Source organism: uncultured Eubacterium sp. (assembly GCF_945980375.1).
Lineage (GTDB): Bacteria > Bacillota > Clostridia > Oscillospirales > Acutalibacteraceae > Eubacterium_R.
In genome coordinates this window covers 1-14320 of record NZ_CAMFQO010000007.1, presented here as the reverse complement: position 1 = coordinate 14320, position 14320 = coordinate 1, and the positions used below count along the sequence as shown (strand labels likewise).

10 protein-coding genes and 2 tRNA genes are annotated in these 14320 nt (G+C 40.0%); 2 read left to right on the top strand and 10 right to left on the bottom strand.

Features of this window, described 5'->3' with window-relative positions:
* Complete coding sequence (locus Q0P34_RS03500; RefSeq protein WP_294952952.1) at positions 1-804, bottom strand: purine-nucleoside phosphorylase; 804 nt, start codon at positions 802-804, stop codon at positions 1-3.
* Between the two features lie 136 nt (positions 805-940).
* Here Q0P34_RS03500 and Q0P34_RS03495 point away from each other — a divergent pair, with 136 nt between their 5' ends.
* On the top strand, positions 941-2737 hold the full coding sequence (locus tag Q0P34_RS03495) for a BMP family ABC transporter substrate-binding protein (RefSeq protein WP_294952949.1): 1797 nt from the start codon (positions 941-943) through the stop codon (positions 2735-2737).
* Positions 2738-2793: 56 nt separating this feature from the next.
* On the opposite strand, the gene carB is transcribed toward Q0P34_RS03495, so the two are convergent.
* From carB to Q0P34_RS03450, 9 genes are all read right to left on the bottom strand, one after another.
* Positions 2794-6822 (bottom strand): carbamoyl-phosphate synthase large subunit, encoded by a 4029-nt coding sequence (gene carB, locus Q0P34_RS03490; RefSeq protein ID WP_294952946.1) that lies wholly within the window; start codon positions 6820-6822, stop codon positions 2794-2796.
* Positions 6822-7895, bottom strand: coding sequence for a carbamoyl phosphate synthase small subunit (locus tag Q0P34_RS03485; protein ID WP_294952943.1), 1074 nt, complete (start codon positions 7893-7895; stop codon positions 6822-6824). The genes carB and Q0P34_RS03485 overlap by 1 nt, the downstream gene beginning before the upstream one ends.
* 4 nt (positions 7896-7899) lie before the next feature.
* Positions 7900-8805: an ornithine carbamoyltransferase gene (argF, locus tag Q0P34_RS03480; protein ID WP_294952940.1), complete on the bottom strand. Its 906-nt coding sequence runs from the start codon at positions 8803-8805 to the stop codon at positions 7900-7902.
* The gene (locus Q0P34_RS03475; protein ID WP_294952938.1) at positions 8802-9965 is read right to left on the bottom strand and encodes an aspartate aminotransferase family protein; all 1164 of its coding nucleotides are present in this window, start codon (positions 9963-9965) and stop codon (positions 8802-8804) included. The genes argF and Q0P34_RS03475 overlap by 4 nt, the downstream gene beginning before the upstream one ends.
* A gap of 4 nt (positions 9966-9969) precedes the next feature.
* The gene (gene argB / locus Q0P34_RS03470) at positions 9970-10833 is read right to left on the bottom strand and encodes an acetylglutamate kinase (RefSeq protein WP_294952935.1); all 864 of its coding nucleotides are present in this window, start codon (positions 10831-10833) and stop codon (positions 9970-9972) included.
* A 15-nt stretch (positions 10834-10848) separates the two neighbouring features.
* Positions 10849-12096 carry a bifunctional glutamate N-acetyltransferase/amino-acid acetyltransferase ArgJ gene (argJ, locus tag Q0P34_RS03465; RefSeq protein ID WP_294952933.1) on the bottom strand — a complete coding sequence of 416 codons (1248 nt, stop codon included), beginning with the start codon at positions 12094-12096 and terminating at the stop codon, positions 10849-10851.
* A gap of 2 nt (positions 12097-12098) precedes the next feature.
* Positions 12099-13043, bottom strand: a complete 945-nt coding sequence (gene argC, locus Q0P34_RS03460; RefSeq protein WP_294953104.1) for an N-acetyl-gamma-glutamyl-phosphate reductase — start codon at positions 13041-13043, stop codon at positions 12099-12101.
* 130 nt (positions 13044-13173) lie between these two features.
* Positions 13174-13716: a DUF6512 family protein gene (locus Q0P34_RS03455; RefSeq protein ID WP_294952932.1), complete on the bottom strand. Its 543-nt coding sequence runs from the start codon at positions 13714-13716 to the stop codon at positions 13174-13176.
* A gap of 77 nt (positions 13717-13793) precedes the next feature.
* A tRNA-Ser gene (locus Q0P34_RS03450) sits at positions 13794-13882 on the bottom strand.
* 161 nt (positions 13883-14043) lie between these two features.
* On the opposite strand from Q0P34_RS03450, the gene Q0P34_RS03445 reads away from it, so the two are divergent.
* Positions 14044-14134, top strand: a tRNA-Ser gene (locus tag Q0P34_RS03445).
* Positions 14135-14320: the final 186 nt, after the last annotated feature.

Below are 14320 nucleotides of genomic sequence, written 5' to 3'. Positions count from 1 at the left end.
TTATATTGCCTTTACTATTTCGTTAATCAGCTTGCTGAATGTAGGAGCACATTTTGATGTTGCCTGTGTTACGTCGTCACTTGACAGGGGAGTATCGTATATTCCGCATGCCATATTTGATATCATACTTATTGCACAAACCTTCATTGAGCAATGAACGGCTGTGATTGCCTCTGCAACCGTGCTCATTCCAACTGCGTCGGCACCGAGTGCAGAAAGCATCTTTATTTCGCTCGGTGTTTCAAATTGAGGCCCTTTAAGTTGAACATAAACACCTTCATTAAGGCAAATGTTATTTTCGTAAGCAATTTTTTTGATGGACTTTCTTAAATCCCTATCATACACATTGCTCATATCGGGAAATCTGCATCCGTATTCTTCATCGTTTTTTCCGATTAAAGGACTGTCAATAAAGCAGGAAATATGGTCCTTGATTAGCATAAAATCTCCTACATTAAGATTTTTGTTAATTCCTCCCGCGGCATTTGTAAGGATTAATGTACTAACACCTAAATCCTTTAATATTCGTATCGGCAGGGCTGTTTGCTGCGGAGTATAGCCTTCATATAAATGTACTCTGCCTTGCATAATTACTATTTTCTTTTCACCTAAATAACCAAAAACAAGCCTGCCCTTGTGCGATGGAGCCGTTGATACAGGCATATCGGGAATATCCTTATAATCAATAACGGCTTCAATTTTTAATTCGTTTGCAAAGTTGCCTAAGCCGGAGCCTAATACTATTGCAATTTCGGGTTCAAAGTCTGTAATGGTTCTTATATAAATAATTTGTTTGCTTTGCATAGTACCACCTCTGGAGTAATTATACATTATTGTATAACATAAATCAAATTATTTTGTACATTATCTATTGCATATTTCAGTTAAATTTGCTATTATATTTTTGTTATATATTTACTGAAAGGTAAAGGGAACATTTATGAAAAAACTGTTATCTGTATTTCTTGTTTTAGTTCTTGCCGTATGCGGCAGTATTGCTCTTGTCGGCTGTTCAAAAAACAATGGTAAAAATTTTGAGTTGGTGTTCATCACCGATGGCGGTACTGTCAGCGATGGGGCATATAACCAAAATGCCTGGAACGGTGTAACAGAATATGCAGGCTCTGCCGGAATGAACTGTCGTTATTATCAACCTTCAATTGATGAAAACGGTGATATTTCAACACAAGAGGTTGAAAAGTATGTAAAGCTTGCCAAGGATGGCAAAGCTCAGTATATTGTAATGCAGGGTGAAAAAATGGCAACAGCTGTTTCAGAGCTTGCTCCTGCATACAGTGATGTAAACTTTTTGCTTGTTGATGCAAAGCTTGATGCACCGCAGGAAAATGTTATGACAATTACCTTTGATAATATGCAGGCCGGTTTTCTTGCGGGCTATACCTCTGTTGTAAAGGGTAATAACAAAATCGGTTATCTTGGCTCTGTAAGTGATGAAAGCTCTGCTGATTACGGTGCTGGCTTTGTTCAGGGTGCCGCATATGCTGCAGATGAGCTTGGCACTCCTGTTATTTGTGATTACGCAAATTATGACGCGCAGGATTTGAATTATGATTATTCCTTTACTATCCGTCCCGTATACCAAAAGGTAGAGGATTGCAAGGAGCAAACCTTTAAGGTTAATGTTGTTAACGGTATAGGTTCAGGCGTTTATACAGAGGGTGAAAATGTTACCGTAACTGCTAATCCTGCTCCCGAGGGCAAAGCCTTTGATCATTGGGAGGTTAAAAGCGATACCGAAGGTGTTAAGGATAAAAAGGTAAATATCAGTTCCGATAAAAAATCAACGATGAATCTTCTTGTAGGTGATTGCGATTGTACTATTACAGCTGTTTGGAAGGATGTAAAAACAGTTAAAATTGCGGTTGGCGATAAAGATACATATAATGTAGAGGAAAATTCAACCACTTGGATTTCTGCTCCTCCGGCTGTTAGCTCAATGGTATTTGACCATTGGGAATGTGATGACGAAAATGCAGTTGAAGATGTAAATACCTCTTCAACCAATGTTACCGTAACCGATAAGGATATTACACTCACACCTGTATATGTTAGATCCGAGGCTCCTACTTTTGATGTTGTGGTAGAAAACGGAACAGGCTCCGGCTCGTATATCAACGGTGATTATGTTCAGGTTGTTGCTGATGCACCGCAGGACGGATATATGTTTTATAAGTGGGAGAATGTTGACAATCAAGGTCTTTCAACAGGTATTGCAATGAAAAACGAATATTGCTATATTACCGATTTCGAAATGATTGACAGATATTCATCCATAGCAGAAAAGATGTATGACGACGGAGTTCAGGTGGTTTTCGTTGGCGGTAATTCACAGGCTGATTCAGTATTTACAGCAACATGGAAAATAAGCCATCAGGTTTACGCCTTTGGTTATGGATACGACCAAAGTGATATGGGCAACTGCCTTTCAAGTGTTGTAAACGATTATCGCGTTGCAATTGTTAACGCTCTTTCCGATTATAAGGGTGCAACAGAATATGTCGGCAACTGTGCTAACGGTTGCCTGTATGTTGTCGGAATGAGCACAGTCGAACTGTATAAGGATTCCGAAGGAAACGATGTTAAGGATGAAAACTATAACGAGGGCTATGCAAAGGTATACAATTCACTTGTTGATGGATCTATTGTACCTACAAATATAGATTTAAGAACATTTAACTCCTCAAAATGCTTAACACTTGATTATTGGGTAAAATAAGATATATTGATTAATAACTAAGAGCTTTACAGTATTTGCTGCAAAGCTCTTTTAGTTTAGTATTCAATTTCGCCCTTGTATACAAGGTTGCAATCTCCTGTGAGAGTTATTCCCATATCGGTGTAGTTTACGGTTAGGTCACCGCCTCTAACCTTTACGGTGATGTCTTCACCCTTGTTGCAATACCCGTTTTCAACTGCGGCAACAACTGCGGCACAGGCGCCTGTGCCACAAGCCATGGTTTCGCCGTTTCCTCTTTCCCAAACTCGCATTTTAATTGTTTTGCTGTTAATAACCCTTACAAATTCGGTATTAACTCGTTCGGGGAAAATATCAGCATTTTCAAATTTAGGTCCGACAGTGTGAATGTCAATTTTGTCAACATTTTCAACAAAAACTACTGCGTGTGGATTTCCAACAGAAACACAGGTTATATTGTATTCGCTATCTGCTATATTAACCGTTTTATTAATTATTTTATCTCCGTCAAGATTTACCGGAATTTTAGCAGGGGATAGCTCTGCCTTACCCATTTGAACTGCCGCAGATGTAACCTTCGAATCTCGTGTAAACACCTTTAGGTGCTTTATTCCCGCATTGGTTTCTATGCTCATCTTTTCTTTTTTGACCATATCGTTATCGAAAAGATATTTTGCAACACACCTTATGCAGTTTCCTGCCATATTTCCCTCACTGCCGTCAAGGTTAAAAATTCTCATTTTTGCATCGGCAATTTCGCTGCTCTCGATTAAAACAATACCGCTTGCACCTATTGAATAGTGTCTGTCGCAAAATTCAATAGAAAAGCTTTCGGGGCAGGTGATAATTCCGCATTGATTGTTAAAGAAAATGTAGTCGTCACCTGTGCCTTGCATTTTTGAAAATTTCAAAATACCCTTGTCCTTGCGCATATTGTTGATGTCTACAAGCTCGGTGTTGTTTTGGTTATACTTTGACGCAATAATATCTGCCAACGCATTTGCTGTATCAAGTGATGTCAGTGTTGCAATACCAAGCTGATTTGCTCTGTTGTGAAGCCTGATGTAATCGTTTATTGACTTTTTGTCAGACTTTCCCGTATAGATAATATAGTCAATTTTACCTGATTCAATAAGCTCCATTATTGAGTTATCGTCACGAAGCTTGTTTACCGTTTCAACATCAATGCCAAGTGTTTTAATCTCATTTGCGGTTTCAGGAGTTGCGTATATTTTTGCTCCAAGGTCATCAAGCTTTTTTGCAAGGTTAACGATTTCGTATCTGTCCTGCTTTGTAACAGTGATGAATACACCTTTGCTTTCCTTGTGAGCATTTACCTTAAAGCCGGCACTTACAAGTCCCTTGAACAACGCTTCATTTAGGTTTTTACCAATGCCGAGTACCTCGCCGGTAGATTTCATTTCGGGACCGAGCTGAGAGTTAACATCATTAAGCTTTTCAAAGCTGAATACAGGAACCTTAACTGCAAAATAAGGCGGTGTCTTGTACAAGCCTGTGCCATAGCCAAGCTCTTTAAGCGGAGAGCCTACCATAATCTTTGTTGCAAGCTCTACCATAGGAACGCCTGTTACCTTGCTTATGTATGGTATTGTTCTCGATGCTCTCGGATTAACCTCAATTACATACAGCTCATTTTGGTAAATAAGATACTGTATATTCACAAGTCCTTGTGTTTTTAATGATAAAGCAAGCTTTTCAGAGACCTCGCAAATCCTCTCAAGCATTCTGTCATTTAGGTTGTAAGGGGGATAAACGGCTATTGAGTCACCGGAATGTACACCGGCTCTTTCAATATGCTCCATAATGCCCGGAATAAGCACGTCCTTGCCGTCGCTTATGCAGTCAACCTCAAGCTCTGTACCCATCATATATTTGTCAACAAGTACAGGATTTTCTATCCCTTGCTTAAGGATAAGCCTCATATACTGTTCAACGTCATCGTCGGTATATGCAATAGTCATATTTTGACCGCCGATAACATATGACGGACGAAGCAAAACAGGATATTCAAGCCTGTGTGCAACATTCTTTGCCTCATCAATAGTCATAACAGATTCGCCCTTTGGCCTTGAAATACCAAAGGATTCAAGCAACTCATCAAATCTTTCTCTGTCCTCTGCAATATCTATTGACTCTGCAGATGTACCGAGAATTTTTATTCCGTTCTCGTCAAGAAATTTTGTAAGCTTAATTGCGGTTTGTCCTCCAAAGGCAACAACAACTCCGATAGGATTTTCAGCCTTGATGATGTTCATTACATCCTCTTGACAAAGAGGTTCAAAGTAAAGTCTGTCACCCGTGTCAAAGTCTGTTGAAACGGTTTCGGGGTTGTTATTTACAAGAATAACCTCATAGCCAAGAGCTTTAAGAGTCCAAACACAATGAACTGATGAGTAGTCAAATTCTATGCCCTGACCGATTCTTATCGGACCGGAGCCAAGAACAATAATTTTTTCTTTGTTGTTTTTAGGAAGAGCTCTGCTTTCGCAATGTTCGTCGTAGGTTGAATAAAAATACGGTGTTTCGGCTTCAAATTCTCCGGCGCAGGTGTCAACCATTTTGTAAACACAATCCTTATGAAATGCCAATGATCCGCCGCTTATTCTTTCAAGTGCTTCATCTGTATAGCCGAGCTGCTTTCCCTTAATGTATTCATCTTTTGAGATTGCCTTGTTTTCAATTGCTTTTTCGTAATCGGCAAGATTCTTCAGCTTGTACAAAAACCACTCGTCTATCATTGTAATTGAGTGAATTTTATCAACACTGATTCCGTCTTTTAATGCCTTGAAAACCGTAAAAAGCCTTAAATCATCCTGATCGTAAAGCTTTTGCGTAATGTCAACATTATTAAGAGCCTTGTTGTTGAGAGTGTCAAGAGAAATCTCGGCTCCTCTGACAGCCTTCATAATTGCCATTTCAAATGACGGTGCAATGCTCATAACCTCGCCGGTTGCCTTCATCTGAGTTCCAAGCTTTCTTGAAGCCTGAACAAACTTGTCGAAAGGCCATTTCGGCAGCTTAACAACAACATAGTCAAGCGTTGGTTCAAAGCAAGCACACGTCTTTCCCGTTACATCATTTTTTATTTCATCCAAGGTGTAGCCGAGTGCTATCTTTGTTGTAACCTTTGCGATAGGATAGCCCGTTGCCTTTGAAGCGAGAGCTGATGAACGTGATACTCTCGGGTTAACCTCAATTACGCTGTATTCAAAGGTTTCGGGATTCAATGCAAACTGACAGTTGCATCCGCCTTCAATTTTAAGCTCGCTTATAATATCAAGTGAAGCAGAGCGGAGCATTTGATATTCCTTGTCAGAAAGGGTTACTGCAGGAGCAATAACTATACTGTCGCCTGTATGAACACCAACCGGATCAAAGTTTTCCATAGAACAAACGGCAATAACATTGCCGATATGATCTCGCATAACCTCAAACTCGATTTCCTTCCAGCCTGCAATGTACTTTTCTACCAAAACCTGTGTGATAGGGGAGAGCATCAGTCCGTTTTTGGCAATAACATTTAGCTCGTTAATGTTGTTTGCTACTCCACCGCCTGCACCGCCAAGGGTAAAGGCAGGACGTATAATAACAGGATAACCGATTTTTTCCGCAATCGCTTGGGCAGTTTCCAAATCATTTGCAATGTCAGACGGTACAACGGGCTGATTGAGCTTAACCATTGTGTCCCTAAACATTTGACGGTCTTCTGCCTTGTCGATTGCTTCGGCGTTTGTGCCTAAAAGCTTTACTCCCATTTTGTCAAGATAGCCGTCCTTGGCAAGCTGCATTCCGAGTGTTAGACCTGTTTGACCGCCAAGACCGCACAGAATGGAATCCGGCCTTTCTTTTTCAATTATTCTTTTTAATGTATCTTCGGTTAAAGGTTCAAGATAAATATGGTCGGCAAGCGCCTTGTCGGTCATAATTGTTGCAGGATTTGAATTGACAAGCACAACCTCTATGCCCTCATCCTTAAGCACTCTGCATGCCTGTGCACCCGCATAGTCAAATTCGGCTGCCTGTCCAATTACAATCGGACCTGAGCCGATAACAAGAACCTTTTTTATGTCTTTATTCAGAGGCATCAGTCGTTACCTTCCATCATACTAATAAATTTGTTAAAAATAAATTCCGTATCCTTCGGTCCGGAGCAGGCTTCGGGATGAAATTGAACTGAAAAAGCTTTTTTGCCCGGATAGTCAACTCCCTCGCAGGTTAAGTCGTTTGCGTTTATGTAGCTGACAACTCCTCCGCATTCTTCTATACTTTCATTCAAAACAGCGTATCCGTGGTTTTGAGAGGAAATATATGTTCTGCCTTGTTCAATAGATTTTACAGGTTGATTTACTCCTCTGTGACCGTATTTAAGCTTTGTTGTTTCTCCGCCCATGGCGAGGGCCAAAAGCTGATGACCAAGACATATACCGAAAATAGGCACCTTGCCGATTAGCTTTTTTATTTCCTCAACAATCAGCGGATTGTCGGCAGGATCTCCGGGACCGTTAGAAAGCATAATTCCGTCAACTCCGAGCTTTAGAATATCATCGGCCTTTGTGTCATACGGCATAACAGCAACATTACATCCGCGCCTGTTTAGCTCTCTAATGATATTCTTTTTTGCACCAAAGTCCATAAGTACAACATTGTGCCTGTGATTATCGCTTGGATAAAGCTCTGCCTTTTGAGTTGATACTGCCTTAACTGCATCGGTAATTTTATAATCTCTGACAGCCTGCATATCGGCTTTGTCGGGATTTGAGGTGATGATTGCGTTCATAACACCTGCTTCGCGAATAGTTTTTGTTATTTCTCTGACATCAACACCGTATACACCTACAATGTTATTATCCGACAGATATTTTTCAAGCGATTTTTCACATCTGAAATTTGACGGATTGTCGCATTTTTCACGCACAACATATGCACTGACAAAGCTTTTTTTGCTTTCGAAATCTTCGCTAATAACTCCGTAATTTCCGATAAGAGGAAAGGTTTGTATTACAATCTGACCGTAATAGCTTGGGTCGGTTAAGGTTTCGATATAACCGCCCATACCTGTTGTAAATACAAGCTCGCCTATTACATCTCCGGTTGCACCGAAGCGATAGCCTTTATATTTTTGTCCGTTTTCAAGACAAATGTATACTTCATTGTTCATAGTATCAGTCCTGTAAAAGCTTTACTAAAACAGCCTTTTGAGCATGTAATCTGTTTTCTGCCTCATCAAAAATTTCGTTTGCATGTGCCTCAAAAACCTTTGCGGTAATTTCTTCCTCTCTGTGAGCAGGAAGACAATGAAGAACCATGGCATTATCCTTTGCAGCATCCATAACGGCATCATTAATTTGGTAATCCTTAAATACCTTTTCTCGTTGTGCCTTTTCCTCTTCCTGACCCATTGATGCCCAAACATCTGTGTAAAGAATATCTGCGTCCTTTGCACATTCCAAAATATTTGATGAGCAGGTGAATTTACCGTTTGCATTTGCCCATTCCATAATTTTTGCATCGGGCTTATATTCGCCAGGGCAGGCGATTGCACATTCCATACCCATAGTGATAGCACCGACAATCAGGCTGTTTGCCATATTGTTTCCGTCACCGATGAAGCAAAACTTTAAGCCGTCAAAGCTCTTTTTGTATTCTCTTATTGTCATAAGGTCGGCAAGCACCTGACATGGATGACAGTAGTCTGTAAGACCGTTGATGATTGGAATTGAGCCGTACTCTGCCAAATCTTCAACCTCTTTTTGCTCAAAGGTTCTGATCATAATGCCGTCAAGATAGCGTGACAAAACCCTTGCAGTGTCCTGCACAGGCTCACCTCTGCCGATTTGCAAATCTCTGTTGGAAAGGAAAAGCGCCTGTCCGCCAAGCTGATACATACCTGTTTCAAAGCTTACTCTTGTACGTGTCGAGCTTTTTTGAAAAATCATACCAAGAGTTTTACCCTTGAGAATGTGATGCTCAATTCCGTTGTGGTTTTCGTATTTAAGCTGATCTGCAAGGTTGAGTATGTCAAGGATTTCCTCCTTGTCCAAATCCTGTAGCTTTAGTAAATGCTTCATTTTTCAATTACCTCCCTGAGTATTTTTAATCCTTCGTTTATTTCATCGTAAGAAATGTTCAAGGCAGGTAAAAGCCTAACCTTGTTTTTGTGTGCTGTAAGCACCAAGAGTCCTTTTGCAAGACATTCCTTTGCAATCTCTCCTGCATCCTTTGTTGTAAGTATTCCAAGCATTAATCCCATACCGGAAATATCTTTAACGTTATTTAATCCCTTTAACTCGTTAATGATATACTTGCTTTTTTCCTTAACCTCGTTCAAAAGTGTTTCATCAATTCTGCTTACAATACTGATTGCTCCTGCCGCTGCAATGGGGTTTCCTCCAAATGTTGAGCCGTGAGTTCCGGGCTCAACAGTATCCTTTAGCTTATCCCCAAAGATGACGGCACCCATTGGCAATCCACCTGCAAGTCCCTTTGCAGTTGAAACAATATCGGGCGATATACCGAAATTTTGAAATGCAAAATACTCTCCTGTTCTGCCGTTGCCTGTTTGCACCTCGTCAACGATCATAAGGATGTCATTTTTATTTGCAATGTCTTCAATAGCTTTTACAAATTCAGCTGTAAGATTGTTTACACCGCCCTCACCCTGAATACATTCAAACATAATTGCGCAAACATCATCGGTAATCATATTATTCAGTGCCTCAATGTCATTTGCGGGGCAGTACTTAAATCCATCCGTAAACGGACCAAAGGTTGTGTGGAAGCATTCCTGTCCTGTTGCGGCAAGCGTTGTAATTGTTCTGCCGTGGAAAGAATCAACAAGAGTAATTATCGTTGAACGTCCATCACCGTATTTGTCAAAGCTGTATTTTCTTGCAAATTTAATTGCACCCTCATTTGCCTCTGCACCGGAATTACAAAAGAAAACGTTACTCATTTCAGCTTTTTCACAAAGCATTTTTGCAAGCACGGAACAAGGCTCGGTATAGTAAAGATTGCTTGTGTGTTGAACCTTTTTAAGCTGTTGTTCAACCGCTTTGATCCATTCGTCATCGCATATTCCGAATGCAGTAACGCCGATTCCGGAGCCGAAATCTATATATTTTTTTCCGTCCTCATCAAAAAGAGTTGAGCCCTTTCCTTTAGACAGACAAACATCAAATCTGCCGTAAGAGTGGGCTATATATTTACTGTCAAGCTCTTTAGTGTTCATATTTCTACCTGCCCTTAAACATTGTACCCAAGCCCTCGTCGGTGAGCAATTCCATCAAAATTGAGTGCGGAACTCTGCCGTCGATAATGAATGCTTTTGTGCATCCGTTTCTTATTGCCTGAGTCATAGAATCAATTTTAGGTATCATACCGCCCTTAATTATTCCGTCGGCAATAAGCGCAGGAATATCTGATATAAATACCTTTTGAATTTTTGTACTTTCATCATTTACATCTCTTAAAAGGCCAACAATATCCGTCATTGAGATAAGAGCCTCTGCCTTTAGGTCACCCGCTATCTGTGCGGCAACCGTGTCGGCATTAATGTTGTAGCAGTTGCCCTGCTCGTCGTATCCTATTGTGGAAACAACGGGAATAAAGCTGTTAGCCAAAACCTCCTTGATAACATCCATATTGGTTTCAACAATTTCTCCGACAAAGCCGTGTTCGTCATCAAGTGGCTTACATTTTATCATATTTCCGTCCATTCCGGACAACCCGATTGCGTGACCGCCAAGGTTACCGATTTGACAAACCAAATCCTTGTTAACCTTGCCTGCAAGCACCATTTGAACAACATCAACAGTCTCCTTGTCGGTAACTCGCAGTCCGTCAACAAACTTGCTTTCAACACCGATTTTATCAAGGGTTTTGTTGATTGCAGGGCCTCCACCATGCACCAATACAACCTGAATACCTACTGTTGTAAGAAGAACAAGGTCGTTCATTACGGCTTCCTTGAGTTCATCGTTAATCATTGCATTTCCGCCGTATTTAACAACTATAATTTTTTTTCTGTACTTTTGAATGTGAGGCAAGGCTTCTGCAAGAATGTGTGCCTTGCTTTCGTTATCAATTTGCTGATTCATATTTACCTCCGTATATCAGGTGCGGTAGTCTCCGTTAATTTTTACATAATCGTATGTAAGGTCACAGCCCCAAGCTGTAGCTTCATCGTTGCCGTCGTTAAGGTTTATAAGGACAAATATTTCATCAGCCTCTAAAACCTTTGCGGCTTTTTCTTCGCTGAATTCAACGCCTGCACCGTTTGAGCAAACATTGACAATTCCGTTTTCGCTCTTTATATCAACATCAACCTTGTTAATATCAAAGTCTGCGTTTGCATAGCCGATTGCACAAAGAATACGTCCCCAATTTGCATCCTCACCGAAAACTGCCGCCTTGAAAAGGGAAGAGCATACAACGCTTTTTGCAACGGTAATTGCCGTGTCCTTATCCTTTGCACCCGATGTAATACACTCAATAAGCTTTGTAGCACCCTCGCCGTCCTTTGCAAGCATTCTTGTAAGGTTAGCCATAACCTCGTACAAGGCTGATTTGAATATTTCAAATTCTTCTGTATTATCAGTTATTTCCTTGTTTTCAGCCATACCGTTAGCCATTAAAACAACCATATCGTTTGTTGACGTATCACCGTCAATAGAAAGACAGTTGTACGTAACCTTAACTATTTCCGATAATGCCTCCTGCAATAGTTTTGAGGATATCGCACAGTCTGATGTAATAAAGTTTAGGGTAGTTGCCATATTTGGATGAATCATACCCGAACCCTTTGCCATTCCGCCGATTGTGCATATCTTGCCGTCAATTTCAAACTGTACGGCATATTCTTTTTTTACCGTATCGGTTGTCATAATTGCTGTGGCGGCTTCCTCGTTTTTGTTGTAGTCAAGGCCTTTAACAAGCTCCGGTATACCTTCCTTGATAGGCTCAATCGGTAGCACCTGACCTATTACACCTGTTGATGCAACAACTATTTGCTCTTGTGGAACATTAAGCTCTTTCGCAAGCAATTTGCACATCATATCTGCTTTTTCTATGCCGTCGGCATTGCAGGTGTTTGCGTTTTTTGAGTTTGCAATTACCGCTATTGATTTGTTTCCGCTTTTTTCAAGGTTGGCTTTTGTTACAAGTATCGGTGCACCCTTAACCTTATTTTGAGTGTATACTGCAGCTGTGTTACAAAGCACATCTGATTTGTATACACAGATGTCATTTTTATGCTTAATGCTCGGGTTATCATTTGCCGGCTTTTTTATTCCACAGTATATTCCGTTTGCCTTAAAGCCCTTCGGTGCACATATTCCGCCGTCGATATTTTTTATTTCCATGTTTAATCTCCTAACTCTAATCCTGTTGCTTCGTCAATTCCAAGTTTAATGTTTAGGCATTGAATGGCAGCTCCGCTCGCACCCTTGCCCAAATTATCAAATCTTGATGTGATTACAATTCGTTCATCGTTTCCGTTAATTTCAATTTCCATATCGTCACGATTGGCAAAATTGTTTGCCCCTATCATTGACTCCGAATATCCAATATCTCTAACCTTTATGAATTGCTCGCCGTCATAGTGCTTGCAAAGCATTTCGTGAATATCCTGTTTTGTAAATTTTTTGGTAAGCATTTTTGTAAATATCGGAATACTTACAACCATACCCTGTGGATAATCACAAATATGCGGAGCAAAAAACGGCTCAGAGTCTAACTTGCTGATAGCCTTCATTTCCTTAAGATGCTTGTGCTGTTGCGTTAATGCATATTGCCTTGGTGAATCAAGCTCTTTCGGTCTGTCCTTGCTTTCGTATTGAGCAATACCGTTTTTGCCCGCACCTGTATATCCGCTCATAGCATAGCAGGTGATAGGGTAATCGGCTGGCATAAATCCGTTTGCAATTAAAGGATACACAATGCTGTTAAAGCCGCTTGCATAGCAGCCGGGAACAGCAATTCTTTTTGATGCCTTTATCTTATCCCTAAAGCTTTTGTCAAGCTCCGGAAAGCCGTATGCCCAATCATTATTTGTTCTGTGAGCAGTTGAGGTATCAATGATTACAACATTGTCGTTTTTTACAAGCTCAACCGCTTCAATGCTTGCCGCATCCGGCAGGCACAAAAAGGTGATGTCGGATTCATTAATCATCCTTGCACGCTCGTACAAATCCTTTCTTTTATCATCGTCAATATGTAAAAGCTCAATATCATTTCTGTTTTCAAATCTTTTGTATATTTTTAACCCGGTAGTACCCTGGCTGCCATCAATAAAAACCTTTTTCATAATTCGCCTCATATATAATAAACTTTATTTATTATACATTATCATTTTTGTATGTCAATAGAAAATGGCAAAAAAGTTATAAATATACATAAAAAAGAATATTTATACATAAATTTACATAAAAAAAGCAGTGCTAAAACTGCTTTGTAATGTCGTATGTTAAATTTTGAGGATCCATAAAAAACGGAATTTTAACAGGATAAAACGTGAAGAATATAAATGAAATTCCAATTATAATCAATAGTGCAAACGATATGCCGTTGATTATACCCTTACCCTTTGAAGATACAGTAATAATATAGCTTATGATGTATGCTATCAACACACCTATAAAAAAGCTTGCAATATTTACTGCATCAACAGTTTTTCCGGTTGCTCCTTCAAAAATATAGAAAACGGATAATGTAACATACATTCCTAAAAGAATACCTATCAGCTTTGAAGTAAATATATTGAACTTATTGTTAGAAAGCTTAATGTTTTCAACAAAAGTCCAGATTAGAAAGGGGAAGAATAACAGCTTTAGATGTTCATAGGGACTTTCGTTGACAGGACAAAAAAGACCGACAAAGGTGTTGTTACCGCTCCATTCATAAAAGAAATGCATTAAGGTTCCTAATACACTTGTAAAAATAAATCCGATAGCCTCAAGCTTTAATATTCGTTTGTTCATCATATCACCAATAATATGATATGTTTATAATATATGAATATTAATAAAAAGAAAAAGCAGACTGCCAAAACAGCCTGCCGTGGCGCAGAGGGTGGGATTCGAACCCACGTGGGCGTGAACCCAAACGGTTTTCAAGACCGCCTCGTTATGACCACTTCGATACCTCTGCGTAAATCGAATGCTTTGATATATTATCATAAGCAATATTAAAAGTCAAGGCTTTTTTCAAAAATATATTTTTGCTTTTTTGCTTGACAATTCAGCGTTAATATGATAAAGTAATTTCTGCACTTAGGTGCAACAACTTGACAGGATATAACCAAGTTACACGCAGAAGTACTCAAGCTGGTGACGAGGCGCCCCTGCTAAGGGCGTAGGCCGGGAAACCGACGCGAGAGTTCGAGTCTCTCCTTCTGCGCCAATAAAAAGGAGTTCGGATTTTCGGGCTCCTTTTTATTGTTGTACGAGACTCGAACTCTCACTAATCCATTTGCGACGGTATGCCGCAGGCAGAGGAGCAAGGATATATAAAATAAGAGTGAAAGCAAAGCTTTCGAGTCTCTCCTTCTGCGCCAATAAAAAGGAGTTCGGATTTTCGGGCTCCTTT

Coding starts and splice junctions, on each gene's coding strand:
- Q0P34_RS03455 (WP_294952932.1), bottom strand. CDS start 13,716: ATGATGAACAAACGAATATTAAAGCTTGAGGCTATCGGATTTATTTTT.
- argJ (WP_294952933.1), bottom strand. CDS start 12,096: ATGGAAATAAAAAATATCGACGGCGGAATATGTGCACCGAAGGGCTTT.
- argF (WP_294952940.1), bottom strand. CDS start 8,805: ATGAAGCATTTACTAAAGCTACAGGATTTGGACAAGGAGGAAATCCTT.
- argB (WP_294952935.1), bottom strand. CDS start 10,833: ATGAATCAGCAAATTGATAACGAAAGCAAGGCACACATTCTTGCAGAA.
- Q0P34_RS03495 (WP_294952949.1), top strand. CDS start 941: ATGAAAAAACTGTTATCTGTATTTCTTGTTTTAGTTCTTGCCGTATGC.
- carB (WP_294952946.1), bottom strand. CDS start 6,822: ATGCCTCTGAATAAAGACATAAAAAAGGTTCTTGTTATCGGCTCAGGT.
- Q0P34_RS03485 (WP_294952943.1), bottom strand. CDS start 7,895: ATGAACAATGAAGTATACATTTGTCTTGAAAACGGACAAAAATATAAA.
- Q0P34_RS03500 (WP_294952952.1), bottom strand. CDS start 804: ATGCAAAGCAAACAAATTATTTATATAAGAACCATTACAGACTTTGAA.
- Q0P34_RS03475 (WP_294952938.1), bottom strand. CDS start 9,965: ATGAACACTAAAGAGCTTGACAGTAAATATATAGCCCACTCTTACGGC.